This window comes from Pseudoalteromonas phenolica (assembly GCF_005876835.1).
Taxonomy (GTDB): Bacteria; Pseudomonadota; Gammaproteobacteria; order Enterobacterales; family Alteromonadaceae; genus Pseudoalteromonas; species Pseudoalteromonas phenolica_B.
Genome location: NZ_PPSW01000006.1, coordinates 12,583 through 38,517 on the forward strand (window position 1 = coordinate 12,583; position 25,935 = coordinate 38,517).

The 25,935-nt window shown below is 41.5% G+C and carries 24 protein-coding genes and 1 tRNA gene; 14 read left to right on the top strand and 11 right to left on the bottom strand.

What is annotated here, in order from left to right; genetic code table 11:
- Window positions 1-245: 245 nt before the first annotated feature.
- The 6 genes from nagK to C1E24_RS02620 all read left to right on the top strand — a co-directional run bounded on the left by nagK (window position 246) and on the right by C1E24_RS02620 (window position 6,757).
- Complete coding sequence (nagK, locus tag C1E24_RS02595; protein WP_138478482.1) at window positions 246-1,157, top strand: N-acetylglucosamine kinase; 912 nt, start codon at window positions 246-248, stop codon at window positions 1,155-1,157.
- Window positions 1,157-2,281: an N-acetylglucosamine-6-phosphate deacetylase gene (gene nagA / locus C1E24_RS02600; protein ID WP_138478483.1), complete on the top strand. Its 1,125-nt coding sequence runs from the start codon at window positions 1,157-1,159 to the stop codon at window positions 2,279-2,281. The genes nagK and nagA overlap by 1 nt, the downstream gene beginning before the upstream one ends.
- A gap of 65 nt (window positions 2,282-2,346) precedes the next feature.
- Window positions 2,347-3,474, top strand: a complete 1,128-nt coding sequence (gene nagX / locus C1E24_RS02605; protein ID WP_138478485.1) for a transmembrane glucosamine N-acetyltransferase NagX — start codon at window positions 2,347-2,349, stop codon at window positions 3,472-3,474.
- A 248-nt stretch (window positions 3,475-3,722) separates the two neighbouring features.
- Window positions 3,723-4,517, top strand: a complete 795-nt coding sequence (nagB, locus tag C1E24_RS02610; RefSeq protein ID WP_138478487.1) for a glucosamine-6-phosphate deaminase — start codon at window positions 3,723-3,725, stop codon at window positions 4,515-4,517.
- A gap of 121 nt (window positions 4,518-4,638) precedes the next feature.
- On the top strand, window positions 4,639-5,559 hold the full coding sequence (gene nudC / locus C1E24_RS02615; protein WP_171040737.1) for an NAD(+) diphosphatase: 921 nt from the start codon (window positions 4,639-4,641) through the stop codon (window positions 5,557-5,559).
- A gap of 28 nt (window positions 5,560-5,587) precedes the next feature.
- A complete protein-coding gene (locus C1E24_RS02620) occupies window positions 5,588-6,757 on the top strand; it encodes a cystathionine beta-lyase (RefSeq protein ID WP_138478489.1) in 1,170 nt (389 codons plus the stop codon).
- A 99-nt stretch (window positions 6,758-6,856) separates the two neighbouring features.
- Here the strand turns inward: C1E24_RS02620 and C1E24_RS02625 are convergent, their stop codons facing one another.
- Together C1E24_RS02625 and C1E24_RS02630 are read right to left on the bottom strand one after the other, a co-directional pair.
- On the bottom strand, window positions 6,857-8,005 hold the full coding sequence (locus C1E24_RS02625) for an RNA polymerase sigma factor (RefSeq protein ID WP_138478491.1): 1,149 nt from the start codon (window positions 8,003-8,005) through the stop codon (window positions 6,857-6,859).
- Complete coding sequence (locus C1E24_RS02630; RefSeq protein WP_138478492.1) at window positions 8,002-8,952, bottom strand: alpha/beta fold hydrolase; 951 nt, start codon at window positions 8,950-8,952, stop codon at window positions 8,002-8,004. Before C1E24_RS02630 ends, C1E24_RS02625 begins: the two co-directional genes overlap by 4 nt.
- 128 nt (window positions 8,953-9,080) lie before the next feature.
- Here C1E24_RS02630 and ybaK point away from each other — a divergent pair, with 128 nt between their 5' ends.
- Window positions 9,081-9,548, top strand: a complete 468-nt coding sequence (gene ybaK, locus C1E24_RS02635; RefSeq protein WP_138478494.1) for a Cys-tRNA(Pro) deacylase — start codon at window positions 9,081-9,083, stop codon at window positions 9,546-9,548.
- Window positions 9,549-9,596: 48 nt separating this feature from the next.
- Window positions 9,597-10,820 carry a hypothetical protein gene (locus tag C1E24_RS02640; RefSeq protein WP_138478496.1) on the top strand — a complete coding sequence of 408 codons (1,224 nt, stop codon included), beginning with the start codon at window positions 9,597-9,599 and terminating at the stop codon, window positions 10,818-10,820.
- Window positions 10,821-10,908: 88 nt separating this feature from the next.
- Here C1E24_RS02640 and C1E24_RS02645 read toward each other — a convergent pair whose 3' ends face one another.
- Entirely contained in the window at window positions 10,909-12,795 is a 1,887-nt protein-coding gene (locus C1E24_RS02645; protein WP_171040739.1) for a phytase, read from the bottom strand.
- Between the two features lie 846 nt (window positions 12,796-13,641).
- Here C1E24_RS02645 and C1E24_RS02655 point away from each other — a divergent pair.
- Window positions 13,642-13,718, top strand: a tRNA-Pro gene (locus C1E24_RS02655).
- Window positions 13,719-13,757: 39 nt separating this feature from the next.
- Here C1E24_RS02655 and C1E24_RS02660 read toward each other — a convergent pair.
- Together C1E24_RS02660 and C1E24_RS02665 are read right to left on the bottom strand one after the other, a co-directional pair.
- Complete coding sequence (locus tag C1E24_RS02660) at window positions 13,758-14,180, bottom strand: hypothetical protein (protein ID WP_138478500.1); 423 nt, start codon at window positions 14,178-14,180, stop codon at window positions 13,758-13,760.
- A gap of 225 nt (window positions 14,181-14,405) precedes the next feature.
- The gene (locus C1E24_RS02665) at window positions 14,406-15,698 is read right to left on the bottom strand and encodes an anti-phage deoxyguanosine triphosphatase (protein ID WP_138478502.1); all 1,293 of its coding nucleotides are present in this window, start codon (window positions 15,696-15,698) and stop codon (window positions 14,406-14,408) included.
- A gap of 232 nt (window positions 15,699-15,930) precedes the next feature.
- Here C1E24_RS02665 and C1E24_RS02670 point away from each other — a divergent pair, with 232 nt between their 5' ends.
- The 5 genes from C1E24_RS02670 to C1E24_RS02690 all read left to right on the top strand — a co-directional run bounded on the left by C1E24_RS02670 (window position 15,931) and on the right by C1E24_RS02690 (window position 19,692).
- Window positions 15,931-16,755, top strand: coding sequence for a glucosaminidase domain-containing protein (locus C1E24_RS02670; RefSeq protein ID WP_138478504.1), 825 nt, complete (start codon window positions 15,931-15,933; stop codon window positions 16,753-16,755).
- Window positions 16,745-17,407, top strand: a complete 663-nt coding sequence (locus C1E24_RS02675; RefSeq protein WP_138478505.1) for a DUF2987 domain-containing protein — start codon at window positions 16,745-16,747, stop codon at window positions 17,405-17,407. Before C1E24_RS02670 ends, C1E24_RS02675 begins: the two co-directional genes overlap by 11 nt.
- A gap of 207 nt (window positions 17,408-17,614) precedes the next feature.
- Complete coding sequence (locus tag C1E24_RS02680) at window positions 17,615-18,442, top strand: AraC family transcriptional regulator (protein ID WP_138478507.1); 828 nt, start codon at window positions 17,615-17,617, stop codon at window positions 18,440-18,442.
- Between the two features lie 139 nt (window positions 18,443-18,581).
- Window positions 18,582-19,382 (top strand): AzlC family ABC transporter permease, encoded by an 801-nt coding sequence (locus tag C1E24_RS02685; RefSeq protein ID WP_240721924.1) that lies wholly within the window; start codon window positions 18,582-18,584, stop codon window positions 19,380-19,382.
- Entirely contained in the window at window positions 19,375-19,692 is a 318-nt protein-coding gene (locus C1E24_RS02690; protein ID WP_138478509.1) for an AzlD domain-containing protein, read from the top strand. Before C1E24_RS02685 ends, C1E24_RS02690 begins: the two co-directional genes overlap by 8 nt.
- A 252-nt stretch (window positions 19,693-19,944) precedes the next feature.
- Here C1E24_RS02690 and asnB read toward each other — a convergent pair whose 3' ends face one another.
- The 6 genes from asnB to pxpB all read right to left on the bottom strand — a co-directional run bounded on the left by asnB (window position 19,945) and on the right by pxpB (window position 25,834).
- On the bottom strand, window positions 19,945-21,606 hold the full coding sequence (asnB, locus tag C1E24_RS02695; protein ID WP_138478511.1) for an asparagine synthase B: 1,662 nt from the start codon (window positions 21,604-21,606) through the stop codon (window positions 19,945-19,947).
- A 217-nt stretch (window positions 21,607-21,823) separates the two neighbouring features.
- A complete protein-coding gene (gene pcp / locus C1E24_RS02700) occupies window positions 21,824-22,507 on the bottom strand; it encodes a pyroglutamyl-peptidase I (RefSeq protein WP_138478513.1) in 684 nt (227 codons plus the stop codon).
- On the bottom strand, window positions 22,500-23,522 hold the full coding sequence (locus C1E24_RS02705) for a DUF979 domain-containing protein (protein WP_138478515.1): 1,023 nt from the start codon (window positions 23,520-23,522) through the stop codon (window positions 22,500-22,502). The genes pcp and C1E24_RS02705 overlap by 8 nt, the downstream gene beginning before the upstream one ends.
- Window positions 23,519-24,247 carry a DUF969 domain-containing protein gene (locus C1E24_RS02710; RefSeq protein WP_138478517.1) on the bottom strand — a complete coding sequence of 243 codons (729 nt, stop codon included), beginning with the start codon at window positions 24,245-24,247 and terminating at the stop codon, window positions 23,519-23,521. Before C1E24_RS02710 ends, C1E24_RS02705 begins: the two co-directional genes overlap by 4 nt.
- Window positions 24,248-24,251: 4 nt before the next feature.
- Window positions 24,252-25,187, bottom strand: coding sequence for a biotin-dependent carboxyltransferase family protein (locus C1E24_RS02715; RefSeq protein ID WP_138478519.1), 936 nt, complete (start codon window positions 25,185-25,187; stop codon window positions 24,252-24,254).
- Entirely contained in the window at window positions 25,187-25,834 is a 648-nt protein-coding gene (gene pxpB / locus C1E24_RS02720) for a 5-oxoprolinase subunit PxpB (protein ID WP_138478521.1), read from the bottom strand. Before pxpB ends, C1E24_RS02715 begins: the two co-directional genes overlap by 1 nt.
- Between the last annotated feature and the right edge of the window lie 101 nt (window positions 25,835-25,935).

The window sequence follows — 25,935 nt, forward strand, 5'->3', positions numbered from 1 at the left end:
GAATATCCCTATAGTTATTAATGTTTTATATTTAAAAGCACATTTCTGTCTGTTGTTAGACTTTGGTTTCGGTGACAAAGAGATTCTTTTGTGCAATATTAGAAATTATCAATTTCGAACATTTTTCTGAAAAATTTAATGACAACGCTGTCATTTTGTGTGTAACATTAAATCAACATGAAAAAATGCTCTGCCAAATAATCACAAACTATTTGAGCAATACGTTACAGATCAGGGGTCGCTAAATGATGGCTAAACAGGTTGAACAAGACCAGTTATTTATTGGAATAGATGGTGGTGGTACAAAATGTCGTGCAACTATCTACTCTGCTACACAAGGGGTGTTAGGTACTGGGTTAGGTGGTCCTGCCAATCCATTACATGGTCTTGAGCGCACATTAGAGTCAATCATGGTATCAACTCAGCTAGCCTTACAAGATGCGGGTCTTCGTGTTGAACAGGTGCATGACATAGTAGCCGGCCTTGGCTTAGCGGGTGTGAATATTCCAGGTCTTTACGATAAAATCATGCAATGGGACCATCCTTTTAAAGAAATGTATCTTACAACCGACTTGCACACAGCGTGTATTGGTGCACATGACGGTAGTGATGGCGCAGTGATTATTACAGGCACAGGCTCATGCGGTTTCGCTATAGTAAGCGGTGAAACAGTCAATTATGGCGGTCATGGTTTTGCGCAAGGCGATATGGGCAGTGGTGCATGGATGGGTCTAGAGGCGGTCAAAGCAGTACTTGTAGATCTTGATGGCCTCGGGCCAAAAACCGTTTTATCAGACACGTTAAAGCAACATTTTCATGTCACAGACGCAATGGGGATCGCCGAGCAAATGGCAGGTCAACCTTCAAGTGGTTATGCGAAGTTAGCACGCCACGTATTTGCAGCTGCAGAGCAGAACGATGAAGTCGCATTGCAAATTGTTAAACAAGGTGCCGAATATATCAGCAACCTTGCGAAAAGATTATTAGAAATTAATCCACCGCGTTTATCTATGATCGGTGGTTTAGCTGAGCCGCTAAATAAATGGCTAGATGCTGATATTGCAAAGCTTGTTCAGCAGCCAAAACAGCCTCCAGAAATTGGCGCTATCTATTTTGCGATGGAAAGCACCCAGTATGAAATTAAAAAGGTGAACTAATGAGCCTGCAAATTTACAAAGCCAAAAGGCTTTTTGATGGTGAGCAATTTCATCATGATGTTGTTTTCTCAGTAGAAGACGGCAAAGTTAGTTATAACGTTTCGGCTGAAAACGCCGAAGTAATTAATCTCGATGGCCTAGTCGTACCAGGCTATATCGACGTTCAAGTAAACGGCGGTGGTGGGGCATTTTATAACGCTGAGCAAACCACGGCCTGCCTTGAGAAGATGGTATCGGCACATGCGCAATTTGGTTCTACTGCGCTTATGCCAACTCTGATCACAGATAAAATTGAAGTGATGCAAGCGGCAGCAGATGCGATGGCAGCTGCCATTGAAAGCAATCAAGCTGGTGTAGTGGGGATCCATTTTGAAGGTCCACACTTGTCTCATCCGAAAAAAGGCACGCACAGCGAGCAGTTTATTCGACCTATCACTGAACAAGAATTCGATATTTATGCGCGTCAAGACTTGGGCATAAAGATGGTCACTTTAGCGCCAGAGACAGTGCCTCTAGCTGATATAGAACGCTTAATTAGCTTAGGCGTTAAAGTGAGTATCGGTCACTCAAATGCAGATTTTGAAACAGCTAACACTGCGTTAAAAGTGGGTGCTGATGGTTTTACTCATTTATTCAATGCTATGTCTGCGTTTACTTCACGTGAACCGGGTGTTGTTGGTGCAGCTTTATGGGATGACAACAGCTGGTGCGGTTTAATTGTCGATGGTCATCATGTTCATAACACGTCTGCTAAATTAGCGATCCGCTCTAAACAGCGTGGCAAAATCATGTTAGTAACAGATGCGATGCCGCCGGTTGGCACTGACGATACTGAATTTGCTTTCTTCGACGGTCGTAAAGTAATTCGTACTGGTGACCGTTTAAATTCTACAACCGGTGAACTGGCTGGTAGTGTATTGGATATGGCAAGCGCAGTACGAAATACAGTTGATTGGTTAGACGTCAGTCTACCAGAAGCGCTTCGTATGGCATCGCTTTATCCGGCGCAATATTTGGGCTTAAACAGCAAAGGTCATCTGAGAGAAGGGGCAGATGCAGACTTTGTGCACCTTGATGAGAATTTATTTGCACAGGCAACGTATATCGCTGGTGCTCAGATTTAACTTTCCCTGAGGAAAAAACCCCGCTGCAGTATAGCGGGGCTTTTTTATTTGTACTGGAATAAAATATGACAACAAAAACACAAAAAAAACGATTAGCATCTTTAGATGCACTCCGAGGCATGGATATGTTTTGGATTTTAGGCGGCCAAGGTATATTTGCCGCTTTATTTGTTTTAACTGGCTGGCAGGGATGGAAAGCATTTGAAGTACACACAGTGCATAGCCCATGGCATGGCTTTACTTTTTACGATTTAATATTCCCGTTATTTATCTTTTTATCTGGTGTTGCCATGGGCCTGGCCCCAAAGCGTATTGATCACCTTCCTTTTAACGAAAGACGCCCGTTATACAATAAAGCACTCAAGCGATTGTTTTTACTTATGGCATTTGGTGTTCTGTATAACCACGGTTGGGGCACTGGAGCACCATTTGCGTTTGAAGAAGTACGTTATGCTAGTGTGTTAGGGCGAATAGCTATCGCTTGGTTCTTCTGTGCTTTATTAGTTTGGCATTTTAGCTTACGTGTTTTAGCTTATTCAGGCCTTGGTATTTTAATTTTCTACTGGGTACTACTTTGCTTTATACCTGTGCCGGGTGGTGTCGCAGGTGACTTATCTGCAGCAGGTAGTTGGAATGCATGGTTTGATAAGCACCTTTTACCTGGTATTTCATATCAAAACCGTGTAGTTGACCCTGAAGGTATTTTGTCGAGTTTGCCAGCGATTGTGAATGCGATTGCCGGTGTATTTGCAGGACAACTGATTGCAAAAGCCAATGAGCGCGGTGAATGGAAAACCTGTGGTATGTTATTCGGCGCAGGTGTTGTAAGTTTAGTGCTCGGTTGGACATGGGACTTACACTTCCCAGTTAATAAAGAGCTTTGGACCAGTTCATTTGTATTGGTAACAGTGGGGTGGAGTGCAATTTTACTTGCTGTTTTCTACGCAGCAGTCGACATTTTAAATGGTCAAAAGCTGGCTTACCCGTTTGTCATCATTGGTGCAAACTCAATCATTATCTACCTAGCGTCATCTTTAGTTGATTGGGAGTACATTAGCCGCAGTGTGTTCGGTGGTGTGGTAAACGCAGCCCCAAGTGAATGGCAGCCGGTATTGGCGGTCACTGCGCTGATGGCGGTGCAAATGTTAGTACTACACTGGATGTATCGTCGTAAGATCTTTGTTAGCGTTTAATTTCAAACCTTGATTATTTACTTATGCAAAAGGCTCATATTAATGGGCCTTTTTGTTATAAAAAAATACAAGTTTTTTTTCACTTTTACTTTACAAGCGCTCAATTAATGATAATAATGACAGCGTTGTCATAATGGTACAGCCTAATAAGATTATCCCGATTAGGTTTTGATCTGGCGCTTATTTTGATTGCACGCGAAGTAAGCCCAGATCCCATTTTTTCTTTTCTTCTACAACGAGCCAAAACCATGCAAATAGTAATCTTAAACGACGCCAATGAAGTTGCAGCTTATGGCGCAGATATCTTTACAAAACAACTACAAAAGAAAGCAGAGTCTGTGTTAGGTTTAGCGACCGGTTCAACACCAGTAGCGCTTTACCAAGAACTAATTCGTCGTAACGAAGCAGGTGAAATTAGCTTTAAAGATGCGACAACATTCAACTTAGACGAATACTTAGGTCTAGATGGTTCACACCCACAAAGCTACCGTTATTTTATGAACGAGCAGTTGTTCAACCATGTAGACATCGACAAAGATAAAACTCATGTACCACCGGGTGATGCGAAAAATCCTATCACTGCGTGTCAGGAATACGAAGGTCATATTGCCGCTGCCGGTGGTATTGATATTCAACTATTGGGCATTGGTCGTAATGGTCACATTGGTTTCAACGAGCCGTCTTCAGGCTTAACGTCGCGTACACGTGTTAAAACATTAACCAAAGCAACCATTGATGATAATGCGCGTTTCTTCAAAGAAGATGAATATCAACCACATTTATCTATCACTATGGGTATCGGCACTATTATTGATGCTAAAAAAGTGGTGCTTCTAGCGACTGGTGAGAACAAAGCTGAAGCGGTTCATGCAATGATTGAAGGCCCGTTAACAGCAGCTTGCCCTGCATCTGCATTACAAATGCACCGTGATGCGGTTATCGTGATTGATAAAGCTGCAGCTAGCAAGTTAAAAGACATTGAGTTTTATCAGCACATCGAAGCTGAAAACCAAAAGCTTCAGGCCTATTTAGCCTCTTTGTAGTATCGCAACTACATGTTTTAAAAGCCCGTTAGGGCTTTTTTTTTGCAAATTTTACGGCTTATTTATTTAGCTTAGAGTGTCTGTGTGTTAGCTTAAGCTCAAATCACGCAAAGGAGTGAATATGCTTCATTACACGCAGATGAGTTTAGACAGAGCGTCGCAACAACGCAAAGATAGCAATTGGCTAAACACGCAAAAAACGACCAACAGCCGATGGCTTTTAATTTACCAAGATAAAAACTTATTTAGCGCTGATTTACAAAAGCTTCAGCTATTACTCTGGTCGTCAGTCGCACACCTAAATACCGATGATGCCGTGTATATTGGCCATCAAAACGAATTACACTATTTTGTGTTAGATGTGTCGAATATAGACCCTGATGAAGTGAATGATTTATCAGCGGGTGGCACATTTGAAGATATGCGTAAAGTTGGGCCAAAACTAAATGGTTTTGAAGCATCTATCGGCGTACTCGCAAGGGGCATGTGCTATTGGCATAAAACCCATGTTTTTTGTGGCCGTTGTGGCACGGCAAATAAGCCTTATGAGGGCGGGCATGCACGTCGTTGTCAAAATGGTGAATGTCGTCATATTACATTCCCACGAACTGATCCGGCGGTGATTATGTTAGTGACCCATACCTTTGACGATGGCATAGAGCGTTGTTTGATGGGTCGTCAAGAAAGCTGGCCAGAAGGCGTATATTCAACGCTCGCAGGTTTTGTTGATCCAGGAGAATCACTAGAGCAAGCGGTACTGCGTGAAGTAGAAGAAGAGTCGGGCATTATTGCAGAAGATGCGCAGTATATCGCATCACAGCCATGGCCTTTTCCGTCGTCATTAATGCTGGGCTTTATTGCCAAAGCGAAAACCACAGAGATCTCTGTGGAACAAGATGAATTGCAAGATGCTAAGTGGTTCTCAAGAGCAGAATTAAATACATTCGCAGAGTGGGGCGATGATACGCCTGGGTTTAAACTTACCCGAAGAGATTCAATTTCACGTTATTTAGTTGAATATTGGCGCGCACTTGGCGAATAAAACAAGTTAAAAATACCAAGGTTTAACAATGAAAAAGAACACTCAGATTGTCAGTGCTGGCAGAAAAAAACAATATACCCAAGGGGTCGTAAACCCAGTTGTGCAACGTGCTTCAACAGTCGTATTTGATACCGTAGAAGAAATGCAAACCGCCATTAAAGAGCGTGCTGATCGCACCTTATTTTATGGTCGTCGTGGCACAAATACTCACTATGCGCTACAAGATGCCATTACGGAACTTGAAAATGGCGCAGGTTGTGCACTTTATCCATCGGGTGCCGCAGCCATCAGTCAATCTTTATTGTCTTTTTTGAAAGCCGGCGACCACTTATTAATGGTTGATAACGCTTACGAGCCGACACGTGATCTATGCGACAAGATTTTAGCTGGCCTTGGGATCACGACTACGTATTATGACCCAACGATTGGCGCAGGCATCGAAGCCCTTATTCAAGAAAACACTAAAGTGATTTTCTTAGAATCTCCGGGGTCAATCACCATGGAAATTCAAGATGTGCCTGCACTTGTTGAAGTTGCGAAAAAGCATAACATCATCACTATGCTAGACAATACCTATGGTAATGGTTGGCATTTTAGACCATTGAACTTTGGCGTTGACGTCAGTATTCAAGCGGCTACTAAATACATTGTTGGTCACTCAGATGTGATGATGGGCGTGGCGGTTGCAAATGAAGCCCATTGGCCGACATTGCGTGAGCACTCTTATTTGTTAGGTCAATGTACGTCTGCTGATGATGCTTACTTAGCATTACGTGGTCTTCGTACTATGCCTGTGCGTTTAGCCCAGCACGAAAAAGCGGCTATACAAGTCGCACAGTGGTTGTCTGAACACGAACTCGTTGATCATGTACGACACCCAGCATTTGAAACTTGCCCGGGGCATGAGTTCTTTAAGCGCGATTTTGATGGCAGCAACGGTTTATTCTCGTTTGTTATGAAAGAGGGCAACCTCAAATCAATCAATGCGTTTTTAGATGCATTGCATCATTTCAAAATGGGTTTCTCATGGGGTGGCTACGAAAGCCTTGTCACTGCCAATAAAACCATGGCAAAGCTGCGCTCAACAACAGGGTGGGAGCACGGCCCGATTATTCGCCTACATATAGGTTTAGAAGATGTTGAAGACTTAATCGCAGATTTAGAGCAAGCACTGAAGGTCTATAAAGAGAATTTGTAAGGTTCGATTAGTAAATTGAAACAGATGTATGAAAATGCGACTTAATGTCGCGTTTTTCTTTTTACATCGCGCATCTTTCTATTCTCAAATAGAATAAACTCATAAAACCAATCTGCCCGAGCCAATTAACCCCATCACTAAACCAAAGCCGCCGCTGGCAAACCCAAGCACCAGACCAATTCGGCCAAAAAGCTTTTGCCATTTAGGGCGGCACAAAAAAGGCTTAGCTGCAATTTCACTGTCACTCATATTTTGTTGATCTAACATAACAATGTTTTGACCTTGGAAGATTTGCAAGCCAAGAATCAATGCAAATGCCGAGTAAACAAGGGTTGGCATAATCCAGCCCGAGCTAAATGAATAACTCATAACGAATAGCACCCCAAACACAAACGTGGTGATTAACATTCTGGTTCTCATAACTTTAAGTATTGCTTTTGTCTGCTCAGTCTTTGCGTACTTAATGGGATACTTCATGCTATAAAACACCGCAAGCATTGCAGCAAAAGCCCCAATAAAAGCGCCACCTAAGACCGCAAAAAGCTTCAATAATGGTGAGCTATACGTTGTATTGGTGACCAGTGTTGCCGCAGCAACTGGCGCACTTGGGGCGACCAAGCCTAAAGCAACAGCTGGGGTAATCGTCGAAATTGCCAATGTACCAAAACGATTTAAATATTGAGACTTAAGCTTCTTTCGGCTTCTTGATAACTGCTGACGTACTTTTTCCTCAGAGATATCTAATAATGCAGCGACTTGCTTGCTAGATTGCTCTTCTCGGTAGTACAAGATTAAAATCTCACGGCTCTCTTCTGGTAAAGCTGAAACAAGTTGATTCATCAGCATGACTTGTTCATCTTTTAGTAAATCACTATCAGGACAATCATGGTGAGCAAGTAACTGCTCAAGTGATTGCTCGAGTGACTCATCATTGTCAGATACTAAGTTCGACTTTTCTCGCAATACGTTTAAAGCTTTATAACGAGCAGTTTGGCGAAGCCAAGGTAAAAAGCTGTGATCGTTTTTTAACTTATCGAGGTTTTGCCATGCATTGATAAATACTTGTTGCGCTACATCTTCACTCGCATGCACGTCCTTCGTGATAGCGAGCGCAATACTGCAAATGAGTTGTCGACATGCTTTGTGAAGTGCTTCAAAGGCATTTACATTACCTTTTCGTGCATGCGACACATATAAAGCAATACTGGTACTGTCTTTCATGTCTAGTTTATACGCTAATGTATTCATGATTTATCCTTAATGAATGCCGTAACTTGGTCGTTTAGCCATTTAGGATCATCATACATAATAAAATGACGAGAAGTTGTATTCATTTTGACTACAGCATTGGGTAGATTTACGACTTGCTCTTTGTATAGTTGTTCAACGCCTTGTTTACGCGAGTTATCGTTAAATCCACCCGATGCACCCAGAATAAGTAAGTCCGCTTTTATTTTAGCCAGTGATGGTCTTAAATCATTGCTCATTAAATAGTGCATAGCTTTGCCAACGGTTACCGGATCAGATCGTTCAGCCATATCAATGATATGCTTTTGGTGCCTAGGCTGAGTGGCTTGAATAAATATACCGCTTGCTGTTTGCTTTGCTAGTTGCGCTTGAGTCATTGATTTGTGCATTAAAAGTATGCGTTCAGCTTGGTGGCTAAGTGAAGCTGGGGTCGTTTGATTAGTGCCAGTGAATATCGGACCAATATAGGGAAGGCCATCTACTGAAACGACCTTACTAACAAGCTCTGGCTTTTCTAATGCAATCGACATAGCTAAAAAGCCTCCCAAACTATGGCCAATTAGAATTGTTTTATTTGCTACAGCATTTGAAGCTTCTGACTTGCGATTCTTTTCAGTAATAAAATCAATTAGCTCGTTTTGTAACTCGTACATCGAAAAGTTTGTAGGTTTTTGACTATCGGCAAATCCGCTGATTGAGATCACATGAACGCGGTGTTCATCTTTGATTGCGTCTAGGGTGCTTTGCCAAACTTCTCCGTTAGACATAAGACCTGGGATCAGAATGATATTGGCATTATCTGCTTGGCTATTTCCGAATGATTTAACAGTAAAGTGATTATGCGCCCATACTTGTGCGCTATTTAATGCTGCCGCAATAGCGATGAACAAAACAATCAATAGGCTTAATTTTGTAGGTTTATTTGGTTTGTAGTGTGACTTAATCATAGTAGCTCCTGTTGGTTATATAACTAAGTCACTTGAGCGGATCAAAGTGTGACAACTTTTATTAAATTTATTTGTTATCCAAAGTAACAGCGGTTAAATTGCAACAGTTAATTAAAAGGATTAAAGCCATGACTCCAGCGATTTTACTCGCCAGAAAAAACAAAATTCCATTTAGCGTACACGAGTACAAGCACGAGCCAAACGCGCAATCTTATGGCTTGGAGGCGGCCGAAAAGCTAGGTTTAAACCCATCTCAAGTATTTAAAACCCTAGTAGTTGAAACTGACAGCAAACAACTTGTGGTCGCAGTTTTACCCGTTAACCAACAACTGAACTTAAAGTCTTTGGCAAAAGCCGTCGGTGCAAAGAAAGCAGCCATGGCTGCACAGCAATTAGTCGAGCGTTCAACAGGGTACATTTTAGGTGGCGTTAGTCCATTGGCGCAAAAGAAACGCCTTGCCACCGTGATAGATAGCTCAGCCAAAACTTTTGAAACCATTTTTGTGAGTGCAGGGCGCAGAGGCCTCGAAATTGAATTGGCGGCAGCTACTCTATGTGAATTAACGCAAGGGCAGTTTGCAGAAATCAATACTTAATTCAGTCTATCCAGAAAACTGATATTTATAAGTATAAAGGAATGTTGCATGCTTTTCTCAAATGAAGAAATGAAAACAGCTTATGAAGAACTCATAAGAAAAGAAAGTCCATCGGGTGCTATATTAGGGGCATTTATTGGTTCAATACCAGCTGCATGCGTGTATTTATTAATCGAAGACATTCGCATTGCAGCAATATTATTGTTTCTCTTACCCCCATTGATTGTTGGAGTGACTGCAAAATTTTTAGGAAAAACACATAAGACCAAGCATAGAATACCAGTAGGATTAATCGCAGTCTGCCTGCATATTACTGGTTGTTTATATTTAGAATTAAATCCACTTTATTACTTATTAACTCCTTTAATATTTGGTATTAGCTTTGTCTCTGCACGTATTCATCTCAACAGAGTTGATGAGTGGGCTTTAGAATTTTTACCTATATTAGAATTTAATTCTGACTCAGATGGTAATGCTAAAAGATCAGAAGAAATAAACGCCAGAAAAGAAAAGCAACGACTAATTGAGATGGAACGTCAAAGCGATGTTTATTTTGGTATACCTTCAAACCTACCTAAAAGTTATCGTGAATTTAGAAACTTACCGACAGAAGCTAAAGGTTTTTATTTTTATTTAGGTTCAGATGGCATCGAAGTTATAGAACAATTTTTACAGTCAGAATATGTAAATCAAGTAGAGCGATTGGTTATCGGAGATTCAACTTATGCTTTAGGGTCTGGCCTAAAGTATGACAAGATAACTGAAGCAGTTTCGAAAGTTAACTTTGCAAATGTTAAAGAGCTCTCTTTGGGTGCAAGTGAACTATTTTGTAATGCTCATTGTGTTTTTGGCACCATAGGTGACATAACTAATAGTTTTACAGGTATGCCTAAATTAAAAGACTTATATTTAGGTGGGGCCTTTGAATTACATAAACCTCTTTATTTTCCTGAGTTAGAAAGGTTAACTATTCAACTTAATGATTATTATACGTGCGTAAATGGTGGACCGATTGCACAAGCTACGTTAGATAATCTTCTTAAATCTCGTTTTCCAAAACTTAAAGAAGTTGAAATAGATTTAGAACGCTTTGAAGAAGACAAAGAATATACATTTGTAGATTCATTTTTATCTGAATTACAAACACCTAATCTAACTCAATTAGAAATTTACGGTAGTTTTAAATCTGGAGAGTTCGAGCGTATAAATCATTTGGTAAAAATAAATAATAAGCAGGTTAATCTTACGCTAGCTGAAAGCAAGTATGAGTGAGACGCTTCTTCTAGCATCTCACTTAGACATGTGAGCTTTTATATTGACTCAAACATTGCAATGTTGGTCTGCACTGTATTTTTAGAAGCTACTTTGCGACTTTATTTAAGATCCAATCTCTTAACAAACTGCCATCAACAAGCTTAAAGTTTTGTGTGCTTTTAGGCATTACATTATGACCATCTTGAACAACTAATAGGCCATTCGGGAGGGCTTCACCAAGATAGCTGCTTGTTACTGCCAAACCATCGGTTTCTGAAGCACCATCGATCATGCTCGCCCAGTTTACGCCGACTTCAAAAACACCCAAAAATTCATTGTTATTGTCTACGGCATATACCGCAAAGCGGTTATTACCTTGGCTAGATACAACAAGGTATTGTTTGCCGTTTAAACGATATAAGCTCATGCCTTCAATATCGGCTTCGATTTGCTCATTTAAACCGGAGATCAACTTGTCGGGCTGGTTACCTTTAAGGTCTTTTAGCCATACACCCGTTGACTCTTCACCATAAAACAAGCGTTTATTCGCATCATCGCTTACACAGCCTTCAGGTTGACTAGGTACTGTCCATTCTAGAGTTTTCTTGCCTGTTACTTTTTGCTTATTAAATGCAATCTCGTATTTTTGAAAGCGACCATCGGTGTCATTAATCCATACCGCCAGTTCATTATCGTATTGTCCCATACATAAACCATATGGATCAGCCAAGTCTGTTTCAATATCGGCAAGCAAAGTAGGGAGCCCAGATTTTTGATCGATTTTAAATAGGCTGATGTTTTTATTGGTTCGGTTACTGGCTGCTGCTATATCAACAACCTCACCATTGAATTTAACGCCGTAACGAATATCGACATTGTTTACTCGACCAACAGGTAAAGTTTTTACAAGGTTGCCATTAAGATCGTAAATGTTGAGTCCTGACTTTTTATCAGTACCATAAACGAGGCTGTTTGAAGGCGTTGTGCTATTAATCCAAATTTCAGGATCATCTGCGGCGTCACCATGAGATGCAACAGAGGTCGTTTGTGCAAAGGGGAGCAGATTGGCAATCGGTTGCTCATTCTTCTTTTTCAAAGGTAACTTATGTTTGCCCATATTGATTTTGATATTCTTAGATGTCTCATCATCGAAGATATAAGCAATTAAGTTTTTGTCAGAGCGGTGAAGCTGAACGGTTTTTGGCGCTATGTCTTTGGGCAGCTCATTAGGTTTGAACGCCTTACTACTTTGGTTAAGTAGCCAAAGCTTGCTTGTACTTGGTGACACCACAGACACATCACCCGAAGCGGTGGTATCTAAGTATTCTACTTCGAGCCCCTCAGCAAGCTGTAAAAGCTCGCGAATAATTTCAAGCTCAGGGTTAGTCGAGTACTGCCAAACGCCAATATTTTCTTCTGCGATATAGAGTGATTCGGTGAGGTCATTCACTGCACAAGACTTCATATTAAGGCCCGCTGCAAAATGTCGAATTTCACTTAATTGCCAATCAGTATCGTTTGCGGTATTTAGCGCCATTTGACTAACGATGCCGTTTACATCAACAGTGAATAACTCAATATGCTCAGATGAAGAACCCAAACACAGTGCATCAAATGCTGTTTTATCTGCTAAAAGCTCATACGCTTTTTCAATACGATTCCGTTTAAAATCAACTTTAATGAGCTCGATATTGCCGGTGTTTTTGTTTAGGGTAGATAACACTCCGAGAGACTTAGAGTTTGGTAGCCACCTAAAGTCTAAATGTTCAGACTTAGAGTTAATTGTCGATAAAGCATTACCTTGCTCATCGAGTAAAGCGATACCGTGCGCTTCACTCACCGCAAGTTGTTTATGGTTAGTATGTGCGACATCAATAGGCGAAATAAACTCAGACTCGGTTAGCCATTGCTTATTAGTCTGTGAAGCATTGGCAACCTCACTACAAAGTAATCCACCAATCAGCCAAGATAATTTTAAATATGTGTTTGTCATGTTGAGCTCTAAAGCTGTTACTAAATCATTGCGGCAGACAGTAACGATGAAAAATGACATAAATGTTTCAGTTGTCTTTATGCAAAGTGTCAGCAGGGCACTTTAAGGCCTTTAAGCATCTCATTACGAACTTTTTGAGCTAATTTGACCCCTAAAAAAGGCGTTTAAAACTTTGCTGCGAAATGAAATGAGGAGCAATTTAAGAAAAGTCACTTAATGCACATTCTTGTATGAGCCAATAAGACCCTTAGGCAAATCTGCATGATAAATAGAGCGCTTTAATAGACTATCTTACATGTTGCAGCTTGAAGTGATTTTATTAAATTTAAGAGAATAGGTGTCTTAACAGAGTATCACTATGAGAATACATTACCTTGAAATCGTTACCCCAGATGTTGAAGCGTGTGTAAAGCGTATGAGCACTCACAGAACGCAAGTTTTAGCCAGCCAGATGCAATGTTAGGCGGTGCTAAAACAAGTCTTTTACAGGATGGTAGCATTCTTGGTGTAAGCGGGCCCTTAAGAGAAAACGAAACGCCAGTAGTTAGGCCATATTGGTTAGTCGACAATATAGAGGCACTGTTAAGCATGTTGAGGCCCAAGGCGCTGAAATAGCTATGTCGCCTATGGAGATACCAGAGAAAGGCAAGTTTGCAATTTACATAATAGGTGGCATTGAGCAAGGATTTTGGGAGTTATAACCTCCAGAGAAACTTATTCTTTATTTATAAACTCTGGGATTGGATCAGTTAAGCACCTTCAAATTGAAATAAAGAACACAAAATGTTCAAACAATCCAACAGGTTGTTGCCTTTTAAGATTAATCTTGTATAGTTGCTAGCAAGTCGGCATATAGCGCAGCTTGGTAGCGCACTGTCATGGGGTGTCAGGGGTCGCAGGTTCAAATCCTGCTATGCCGACCAGCTTTTCTCTCCCCTTTAAATATCAACGACATTTTAATACTAAACTCTTCTCTTAAAGCACCATAAAAATAGCGCAATTTGCAGCCCAGCTACACCGCTGTAAAACCACAGTGTTTCTATACCCCCTGAAATGAATATGATCATGGCGCTAAATAAAAGAAAACCACCTAAATAACCCCAATGACTGCCGTGAAAAAACTTAGTTGCAATAAAGTGAGTTGGCAAGCCGAAAATAATCCAGCCAATAATCGAAAAAATAAAGTAAAAGAGTCCAACAAAGATAATTGAGGTATAGAAGTAATATAAATCAATAGATACATAACTTGATTTGTTAGACCAAAACAGCACCATGAATGGAATAAACGACATCAAGATGGCTTTAAATATTGAGTGAAAGCTGTGTATCACTTGTTTATTATTGAGGTAAAACAGAGTTTGAGAGTTAGGTTTCATCGTCTTCATTTATTATCGCCATTAGGGCTGGTCTTGCAACAGACTGAATGAGTACACCATATAAGAACAAAAATGGCTATGATGAGTGATATACCAAGTGTCATCATTAGTTTGAGTTCTTTTGTGATGATTGTATTGATGTTGTTTCTCCACAATTTCGATTCTAAAGCTTCAATTCATAATTGTTATTTTCTTGGAGGCCCATTAAATCACAGAGCCTCAATGACTCTTCTTTTAAACCGCTCCCGCAAACAGCCTCGCATGCGTCTTTCTCGCATATTCATCAGACATACCCGATAAATAGTCGGTTAGTACACGCATTCTCGCGTTTTCATCATGTGCTTCTTCAAAGATCACTTGAGTCGTGTGTGGCAGTAGTCGCATCGGATCGCTGGCGAATGCTTTGAATAAATCCATTAACAGGTTTTGACCGCTGAATTCTATTTGCTGCATTTTGGGCTCACGGATGAGTCGCTCGTAAACGAAAATTTTCAGCACTTGCAGAATTGCTGCAAACTCGGGCTCGAGTTTCACGGTGTTTTTAAGTAACTCTGATTCAAACGCGTCGTTTTGTGTTTGCATGCTGCTGTTTACAATGAATAAGTTTACAAGCTCGCCAATGGCGTCTTTTCTGAGTGACTCATCATCTGAGAATAAGCGCTGCGTGAGTACGTCTAAGTTTTGTTTTAACCAAGGTGAATCGAGCGCTTTGAGTTTTGGCATGGCATAGTTGTGCCAATCTGAGGCTGACAATGTTTCAGTGGCAATGGCGTCTTCTAAATCGTGAACCGCATAGGCGATGTCGTCGGCCATTTCCATGATGGCGCAATCGAGCGACTTAAATTGGGTTTTATTTCTAAAGTCATCCCAGGGTTTATTTGATTGCAGTAAGTCTTTATCGGCGTCTGAGAAAGGCGCGAGTACCCAGTCAAAAATGTCTTGATCGCAGTTATAAACGCCTTTGGCTGGTAGCCAGTGGTGGGCGGTAATAAATGGTGAAGCAGGGTTGTGCTCAGCTTGCGAATGCCAAAGCTGGTTGATTAATGCCGGATATTTTATAAAGCCTAGTAAGGTGCGGCGCGTCAGATTCATGCCGAACCCTTTTGAGTAAGGCTCAAGTTTGGCGACAATGCGCAGTGTTTGGGCGTTGCCCTCAAAGCCACCGTGTTCGCGCATCATAAAGTTCAGTGCGGTTTCGCCGCCATGACCAAATGGCGGGTGGCCGATATCATGCGCTAAACATAAGGTTTCAATTAAGCTTGTGCTAGGAAACAGTGAAAAATCGGGATGGCTATTTTGTAAGTGGCGTAATAAGCCGGTACCAATTTGCGCAACTTCGAGCGAGTGGGTTAGTCGTGTACGGTAAAAGTCGTTAACGCCAATCGACATGATCTGTGTCTTGGCTTGCAGTCGTCTGAAAGCGGCTGCATGAATAATACGAGAGCGGTCAACTTGAAAAGCTGAGCGGTTATCGTTAGGTCTGTTTTTACGTTGTTCACATCGTCTTTGCTGCCAAATCAAGTCCATAAATCCTCGAGTATTCCTCATTCAGGTGTATCAAAATAATGACATAATCTCAGCGTATTTTGGGGTAATTCGCCTTTATTGGCGAATTTATATATAATTACGCGCTTTTGAGTTCATTAATAGTATACATAGTGCAGGTTACAATTGCTTTTCGCAACGCATAAAGTGTGGTGTTTAGCTGGTAACAACCCATTCATGGAAGCGGGGAATGTGCTGTTTTATCGGAGAAAAAATGCTAAGAAATTTACTTAAACTGGTTATCGCTGTGGTTGCAATTTATGGTTTGATTTATCCATTCATTCAGCCTGAAGAAGTGATTGAAGAGGTGGTTGAAGCGCCTGTTCAAAAACAGCTACCAGTAAAAAAAGTGGAAGTAGAAAAACCACTTCATGATGTAGAGTTACCAGACTTTGCAAATATCAAAGATGTGAGAGCCAAGAAGAAGGCATTCTTTGATTTCATAAAACCTCATGTAGTAAAAGAAAACCAAGCTATTTTGCAGCAACGTGCGTCGATTGAGATTGCATTAATGATGCTGCAATTTGAAGAAGAGTTGACCTCAACACAAGTTAAAAAACTAGACGATATTTTTGCTTATTACCGTTTGGGTGATGCCGACTATACAGTCGAAAGCCTACAAACTGCATTGATACATGTTGATATAATTCCAAAAGAATTGGCGCTAATGCAGGCAGCCAATGAATCGGCTTGGGGTACATCAAGGTTTGCGCGAATTGGCCTTAACTTTTTTGGACAGTGGTGTTACAAGAAGGGCTGCGGTTTGGTTCCTAAAAGACGCGCAGACGAAGCAGCCCATGAAGTTGCAGCGTTTAAGTCTGTGAGAGCCAGTGTTAAATCGTATTTTAGAAATTTAAACACCCATAATGCGTACACCGAGCTAAGAGCAAAGCGTGCACAATTACGTGCTGAGAAAAAGCCAATTGATGCAACAGAGTTGACAGCAGGCCTGCTTTCTTATTCTGAGCGCGGTGATGCGTATATTGAAGAATTAAATGACATGATCCGTCATAACAAGGCTTATTTTAATGAAGAATAAATTTTTTGCGCTCGCGTTAGCGGCTATTGGGTTTGCCCAACCAGCTATGGCCGATAACTTTGTGGTGTCTTACGATGGCTTTCACGACCGTTTGAAGGTGATCGAAAAAGGTGAGTTCGAGTTTGCCCGCGTTAATTTTTACATTGTCGATATTGCCACCCTTGAGCCGTGCAAAATTGCCAAAGGTAAAATTGTAACCGAGAACAGTGAAACTCCTTTAACTTACACTGAAGACGCGCAATTATTACTCCCTTACGACGATAAACTAGATAAAGATAAAGCAGTATTGGTCATTGAGCCACAAAACCCAAAGCATGATTGCCAGTTAAAGTTTCAGATTGAAGCTGAACACTTTGGGTTAGAAAATTTAACCAAAGCTGACATTTATCAGCTTCATCATGAGTTTGATGAACTGTTATCGGACTTATCTGGCTTCTTTGTAAGTAAGTTAATGAGCTTTTTATTGCCATCGCAAAAAGGGATCTCAGTTAAGTTTGATAATCAGGTTGCTTTCAATCAGCCGGGGGTCAGATGCGCGAATAACGTGTGTAAATTTACTGTAGAAGACAGCTGGGAAGGCGATGATTTTAAATTTACCAGTGACTCTATGAGTGCAAAGCCTGTATTAATTACACCTTGGATAGAGAAATAAGCGCTTAAATTAACGGCTTGTTTTATCGACATTGAGAAAGCGTTGAGTTATGAACTCAGCGCTTTTTTTATGGGTGTTTAACCCGACATAAAGTCGGTGCTACAGAAATGTGGTTTATAAAATAGGGCATTGAAACAGCAATTTTGTACAAAACAGATTGCTCAAATAGTGTTATAAAAGAAATACCATTATTTAGAGGCAAATCGGTTGGCAAAAGAGCAGGCAAAATATCACTACGCCGATGTATTAAACGGCCTTGAAGTGGTCGATGCACAATACGAGCGACAAACCTTTTCTAAGCATGTTCATGAAGGCTATACCATTGGCTTGATTGAGCAGGGGGCACAGCGTTTTTATCGCAGTGGGGCAAACCATGTTGCTGCTGAAAATAGCATTATTCTAGTTAATGCCGATGATGTTCACACAGGCGAAACGGCAACGGCGGGTGGCTGGAAATATAAAGCCCTTTATCCGACTGTTGAGCACTTTAATCAAATCTCTAAAGATTTAGTAAATAATCAAAGCCTCACGCCTTATTTTAAAGACTCTGTGATTGAAGATGCTCGAATAGCGGCCCAGCTAAGGTGTGTATTCGAACAGATTGAAAATGGGGCGTCTAAATTACTTATTGAAACGCTGTTATACAGCACGTTGGCACAATTGGCGTCTGGTTATGGCCGTCATATTGAAGTGGCAAAAGCAGCGAGTGTTGATGTGCAAAAACTCAAACTCGCCAGAGAGTTTTTAGACGAATATACCCAAGTTAACGTCTCGTTAGAGCAACTAGCGAATGTAGTAGGCTGTAGTAAATTTCACTTTGTGCGCCAATTTAGTCAGGCATTTGGCATTACCCCTCATGCCTACCAAATTCAGGCAAGGCTTATCAAAGCAAAGAAAATGCTTCGCGCTGGTGCATCTATTTTAGATACCGCTATCGGCTGTGGTTTTCACGACCAAAGTCATTTCAACCGCCATTTCAAAAAAGCATTGGGCACAACGCCTAAGCAGTTTCAGCTCACGTCATTAGTAGCCTAGATAATACCAACTCTAAAATAGGTTACTTAATCAAGAGGATTAGTATTAAAGCAATCGAACGAGCGCAACTTTGTACAATAAATTGTTTTGAACCCTGTTTATGCTTTAACGACGAACTATTCATCGTTGAGCTTAAAATATGGCATCATCCAAACCTTTAATGGAAGAATTAGACAAAACAGCACCTATGCAAGCTGAAAATCAACAAGGTAATTTGAGTATTATTGTGCGCGGGTTTATTGATATGTTCCCGCTCTGTGTGGCTGTGATCCCGTGGGGGATCTTATGTGGTTCTTTAGCCATTCAAGTTGGGTTGTCGCCTTGGCACGCACAAGCCATGTCTTTGTTTGTTTTTGCTGGAGCCGCGCAGTTAGCGGGGATGCAATTAATCGGCTTGGGTAGCCCTGCCATGCCGATTTTATCTTCAACATTTGTAATAAGTTCTCGCCATTTATTGTATTCAGCGGTTTTTCAGAGTTACGTGAAAGGTTTACCCTTGTTTAAACGTATCGTTTTTGCCTTCTTTTTAACAGATGAAATGTTTGCGTTGACCAACGCCTACATCGCAAAACATAAACGTTTTTGTTATGTGTATGCGGTTGCGTCTGGTATTGCCTTTTATGTGATGTGGAATCTAGCCACGCTGGTGGGCATAGTGGCGGGTAATAACATAGAGAATTTACAAGCCTATGGGTTAGAGTTTGCGATTGCGGCAACTTTCATCGCATTGGTTGTGCCAGCCATTAAAGACAAACCCGTATTGATGTCGGTATTGGCAAGTGGTGTTTCAGTGTTGGTTTTAGAGCTGTTAGCATTTGAGTATGCGTTAATTGCCTCGACCTTTGTCGGTATGTTTGCGGGTTATTATTTTGCAATAAAGAGTTCAGCAATAAAGAGTGCTGTGAGGGGCGAAGCTAAACAGGAGCTAAGTGATGAGTAACGATCTATTGATAGTATTAATGACAGTGATCACTTTCTCATGTCGATATCTGTTTTTTATGAAGTCACTTCCCATCAGTTTGAGCCTGAGAGTACAACAATTGTTGCAGTACACAGCACCATCAGTGTTGACTGCAATGTGGGTGCCGATTGTGTTTTTAGGTCATAAAACCGAAGGCGCTGCGTTTTTCCATAGTCCATTTTTGTATGCTGGATTAATTACAGTGTTGGCTAGTTTAAAAATTAAAAATACCTTGGCTGTGGTGGTTGTAGGTATGGGGTCATTTTTGATACTGAATTGGGTTTTATGATTTGAGAGTGAAAAGCGCGATATAAAATCGGCGCCTACCGGTTTGAAATTGGTGTTGGTGAACAGGGCTGTTTTACTTTCAGGCGTGAGTTTATCCCATACAAAGGTTTACAAAGCGCGATGTAAAATCGGCGCCTACAGGTGTGAAATTGGTATTGGTGAAAATGCTGGTTTTATTTGTAGGCGTGGGTTTATCCCACGCAAATAAAAACGCAGCCTTGGGCTGCGTTTTGTTTAGAGTAAAACGTAAAATTTAATACGCGTCGTTATGCACTTTTGCTGCGCGACCAGATGGGTCGGCATTTTCTTGGAATGCTTTATCCCAAGCTAAAGCCTGCGGGGTTGAACATGCAACTGATTTTCCATGTGGTACACATTTCGCAGCAGCTTCCCCCGGGAAGTGCTCTTCAAAGATTGTGCGATAGAAATAAGCTTCTTTGCTATCAGGGGTATTGATAGGGAAGCGATATTGCGCATTTTCAAGCTCAGAATCAGATACTTGCTCTTCAACAAACTCTTTCAAAGAATCAATCCAAGAATAGCCTACGCCATCAGAGAACTGCTCTTTTTGACGCCATAACACTTCATCAGGTAAATAGCCGTCGAATGCTTCACGAACGATATGCTTCTCAATGCGGCCATCTTTACACATCTTGTAATCAGGGTTGGTGCGCATGGCAATATCAACAAACTCTTTGTCTAAGAATGGTACGCGAGCTTCAACACCCCAAGCGGCCATTGATTTGTTCGCGCGCAAACAGTCAAACATATGCAGTTTTGAAACTTTACGGTTTAACTCTTCATGGAATTCTTGCGCATTTGGCGCTTTATGGAAGTATAAGTAACCGCCAAATAGCTCATCAGCCCCTTCACCTGAAAGCACCATTTTAATGCCCATGGCTTTAATTTGACGCGACATTAAATACATTGGCGTCGATGCACGTACCGTAGTCACATCATAAGTTTCAAGGTGATAGATCACTTCTCGTAGTGCATCTAAGCCTTGCTGAACAGTAAAGTGAATAGGGTGGTGCACAGTACCAATTTCATCTGCAACTTTTTGCGCAGCGGCTAAATCAGGCGAGCCTTCAAGACCGATAGAAAAAGAGTGTAGTTTAGGCCACCATGCATCTGACTCATCGTTGTCTTCAATACGTTTTGCGGCAAACTTTTGGGTAATGGCTGAAATAACCGATGAATCTAAGCCGCCAGACAGTAATACGCCATAAGGCACGTCACACATGAGTTGGCGTTTAACCGCAGCTTCAAGACCGTCTTTTACTTCCTCAGCACTGGCAGGGTTGTCTTTTACCGCATCAAATGACTGCCAGTCACGTTGATAGTAGCTATGTAGCGAGCCTTCTTTTGAATATAGATAATGACCCGGAGGAAACTCTTCGATACTGGTACAAATCGGTGTCAGCGCTTTCAGTTCACTGGCGACATAAAAGTTGCCGTGCTGATCGCGACCCGTATAAAGTGGAATAATACCAATGTGGTCACGACCAATTAAATAAGCATCGTTTTCTTCATCGTATAAGCAGAACGCGAAAATACCGTTCAGGTCGTCTAAAAACTCAGGGCCTTTTTGTTTATATAGCGCTAAAATAACTTCACAGTCTGATTCGGTTTGAAATTCAAAGTCAGTGGTTAAATTCGCAGCAAGTTCTTTGTGGTTATAGATTTCACCATTGACTGCAAGAATATGGGTTTTCTCAGGGTTGTATAGTGGTTGCGCACCACTTGAAACACCAACGATCGCTAAGCGCTCATGGACTAAAATGGCTTTATCTGATGAATAAACACCTGACCAATCTGGGCCTCGATGTCGTAGCTTTTTAGACATCTCAATTGCTTGTGTTCGCAACTGAGCGGGATCTGTCTTAAGTTCTAGTACTCCAAAAATAGAACACATAATTACCTCATTCCTGTTAATTGCTGTCTGCGCATTGCCTGTTTTGTCAGGCATAGTTAAAGAATTGTAAAATTGCGCAGGTACAGTCTCTATAACTAACAGAAAATTTTAGTTAAGTCACATAGATAATTAGGCTTAAAATGAATTTTTTATGTCAAAGCTGGTGCAATAGCAAAGCACTATTGCACCAATATGAAAAAGAGGGTGAATTGCGTGATTAATGTGTGGTACCAGCGGCTACTTTGAGATCAGGTTCGCTTGAAAGTCCATTTTTTATCAATAACTTGAGTGCATCAACAACTGTTGTTTGACTCATGCTTGGTGCACCACCGTGGTGCACAGCTTGCTCTGGCAAAAATGGAATATGGATAAAGCCACCTCGGATTGATTTGTCATTCTCACCAAAATGGCGCGCTATATAATGCAGTAAGCCAAACATCACATGGTTACACACATAAGTGCCTGCCGTATTTGACACTTCTGCTGGAATGCCTGCTTCTATTAAGCCTTTAAACATGGTTTTAATGGGCAGCTTGGCAAAATATGCCGCAGGTGCATCATCAATAATGGTGGTATCGACTGGTTGATTACCCGCATTATCAGCAATGCGCGCATCATCTATATTAATGGCGATACGTTCTATCGAAATATGAGAGCGGCCGCCAGCTTGACCGATGCACAAAACAAGACTGGGCTGATGTTTTTCTATCGCTTGATATAGGTGTTCAAGGGAGCGCCCGAACTCACAAGGTAGCTCTACACATTCAACCTGGTGGTCATTAATGCTTTGACCATGTAATTGTTTTACTGCTTGCCATGATGGGTTAATACTTTCGCCACCAAAGGGTTCAAAACCCGTCAGGAGCACGGTCTTTAATTCGACCTTGGTCTGTTTAGTCATTAAAGATCACTCCGTACATTAAGAAAATATTGATAATGAGTAATGCAATGGCCGTTGGGATCTGCACTTTGATAACTTGATATTTGTCTTTTAAATCAAGCAGTGCGGCAGGCACAATATTAAAATTCGCAGCCATAGGCGTCATCAGCGTACCGCAATAACCAGAATACATACCTATGGCAACAAGCGGTGCGGCTGCGGCGCCATGGCCTTCAATTAAAAACGGTAGGGCAACACCCGCAGTCATCACAGGGAAAGCCGCAAACGCATTGCCCATGATCATGGTAAATAGCGCCATACCAACACAGTACAACACGACTAACATGAAGCGGTTATCTGGCGAGATAAATAGCTTTACAAGGTCTTGAATCGCAGTGCCGGTGTTGGCTACGATAAAGACACCACCTAACATGGCGAGCATTTGCGGTAAAATGGCCGCCCAGCCAATTGAATCAACCAAACGGCGTGATTCAGAAAGTGCTTGAAAAGGCGAGCCTGAGGTAAAACGCCAAGCAACAATCAGTGCTACACCACATGCAAGGGTGAGTGAAGCAAGCGTCACATGCTTTTGGTCAAATAAATACACCTCAGCAATGTTCACATTACTTAAAAGCAAAGTACAAATTACAGTAACCACTGGAATTAATACCGCGGGCACAAACAACTTATTGCCTATTCGCTTGGCATCATGTTCAAGTTGCTCTTCTGATGGCTGGTGGTAAGAGCCCATAGAAACTTTGCCAAAGCCAGCAAGTAAGGCAATGGCGATGACACTAAAGCCAACCCACTGATAGGTGAGAGACTCGCCGATTAAATTTATTGAGAGGTCGCCAAATAAAAACACATTACCAAACAAGAACCAAAATAGGGCTGTGGTGTATTTTTGAGGGTGTTGTTTATCTTGTAGGGTTTTAACCACTAAAAACATCACAACAAAGCCAATCAAAAGATAGATGTTTTCAATTGAAATAATGGCTGTGCTGTTAACTGCAGTGTCATTTACTGGCGCACTCATGATAATGCCCCCTCAGCGTTTTCTGTTTGCTGTGATTTATGCTCTGCGATGAGGTTTCTAATTTTTGCTTCAAAGCGCGCTAGACGGAATAGGTGAACGATTAAAGCGGCGATTGCAGTTGGAATAGCCCAAAGACCAATATGCAGAGGCTCAATGCCCGCAATGCCATTTTCTTTTAAGAACGCGTCCATCAAAAGTACAGCGCCAAAAGCGATAAAGATATCTTCACCAAAAAACACCGCAATGTTGTCGCAAGCCGCGGCATGGGCACTAATTAAATCTTTAATTGGTTTAGGCAAATCACCATGTGTATTTGCTGCGGCACCTAATGCCATAGGGGCAAGTAATGGGCGAACGGTTTGCGCTTGACCCGCTAGGCTTAATAAGCCCAAAGCCGCTGAGCATTCACGTACCACAAAATACATACTTAAAATGCGGGTTGTCGTAGCGCCTTTAATGTTAGCAATCCAAGTTTTTGCGCGTTGCTGCAGACCGTAGCGTTCTAGAATAGCTATCACAGGCAAGATAAGTAAAAAGCTAGCGAGTTGGCGGGAGTTCATAAACTTTTCGCCAAAGGTTTCGATTAAGGCGATAAAGTCCATATCCACGGCAATACCGGTGGCAAGACCTGCCGCAGTCACAACCAGCAGTGGGTTGAACTTTAAGGCAAAGCCAACCACAACGACCAAAATGCCAATCAGCGGCATATAGTTTAAATCAAACATGATGTTACTTCTTATTTTCTAATTGTTGTATTGCGATTTTGAACCGCGTTATTTCTTGTTCTTGTTTTTTCAATGCAGTGTTAGCCACATCAAAATCTACCAGCTCAAAGCGACAAGTTTTAGTTGGCGCTAATTGGCTAAAATGACGTAAGTCTGCTTGGATCACAGAGGCTATAATTGGGTAGCCACCTGTTGTTTGGCAGTCATTGAGCAAAACAATCGGGGTGCCTGTTGGCGGTAATTGAATAACGCCGGGGTGAACACCTTGCGAATCAATGCTTTTTTGGTGCGGTAACAGTGTGGGATGCTCTAAACGGGCACCCATACGATTACTTAAGTCGCTGACAGTCCATGTTTTCGATAAAAGCTGTGCCAAATAATCCTCTGGCAAGATATCACAATGTGGGCCTTTGAGTACTCTTACCACGTTTGTATAGTCAGTAGGCTTTATAGCCAGCTCTGAGCAAGGAACTAAGCTTTCAGAGAAGGGAATGACATCACCTTTTTGCAAAGCGTTTCCTTCAAAACCGCCAAATTTGGCTTGGCAGTCGGTACTGCGAGAGTTCATCACTTTCAGTACATCGAAACCATGCTCTACACATAAATAGGCGCGTAAAAACTCTGGATGACTGGCAAATTTAATGATGTCGCCCGCTTTTGCATGGTAACGCCATCCAGGGTAGAGGGCTTTTGAGTTGAGTTTTGCATTCAAGTTGCCCCCAGTGATGGCAAAATTACATGGCTGAGTAAATTCAAATTCAGATAAACCAACAGTAATTTCAATACAGGCGGCAGTTTCTATATTACCCAGTAGTGCATTGCCTGCTTTCAATGCGATTGGATCGAGTACGCCAGCTTGCGAGACACCTAAATGACGATGCCCGTGACGACCTAAATCTTGAATGCTACTGAAAACGCCGGGTTTGATCACTTTTAGCATTAGCGGTGCTCCTTAGGAATAAACCTGACAACGTCACCGGGTGCTAACAAGCTAGGCGAATCAGTATGAGGGTTAAATAAAGGTTGCTCGCATCTACCTATAAGGTGCCAACCTCCAGGGGAGCTAGACGGGTAAATAGCAGTAAGAGATTCTGCTATTGCAACACTGAGTGCAGGTACATGCGCCCTTGGCGTGGATTTTCGAGGCAACTTAAGTTGCTCTGGGAGCGATTCTAAATAACCAAATCCAGGTAAAAAGCCTAAAAATCCGACCTGATAGTCTACAGAGGCATGTAACTCGATGGCTTGTTTTTGGCTTAAACCGGTAAGCTCAGATACTTCATTTAAGTCAGGGCCGTATTCACCGCCGTAGAAGGTATCAATTAGATGTGTTTTAGGTGTGAATACTTCAGGTTCACTTTTTTCCCATAGGGTGATTAGTTGTTCTAACCAATAATCAGCTCGAGTAAAGTCATTGAGGTAGAAGGTAATAGATGAGTTGGCTGGAACTATGTCAAAAAAATCATTGGTATTATATGCGGTTTGTGCGAGCGCAAAGATTTTTTGTCGTACTTCCTGAGTTATTAATCCGTCAATTGATAGAACTAATGCTTGTTCACTAAGTTGATAGCATTGCACGCAGGTCATGGTTGTTCCGATTATTATATTTATTTTCTTATTGTGTCATAACAGGCAAGTATTGAGTACCTTAGCGATTCACCAATACAAAAAAGCCACATCTATAAATG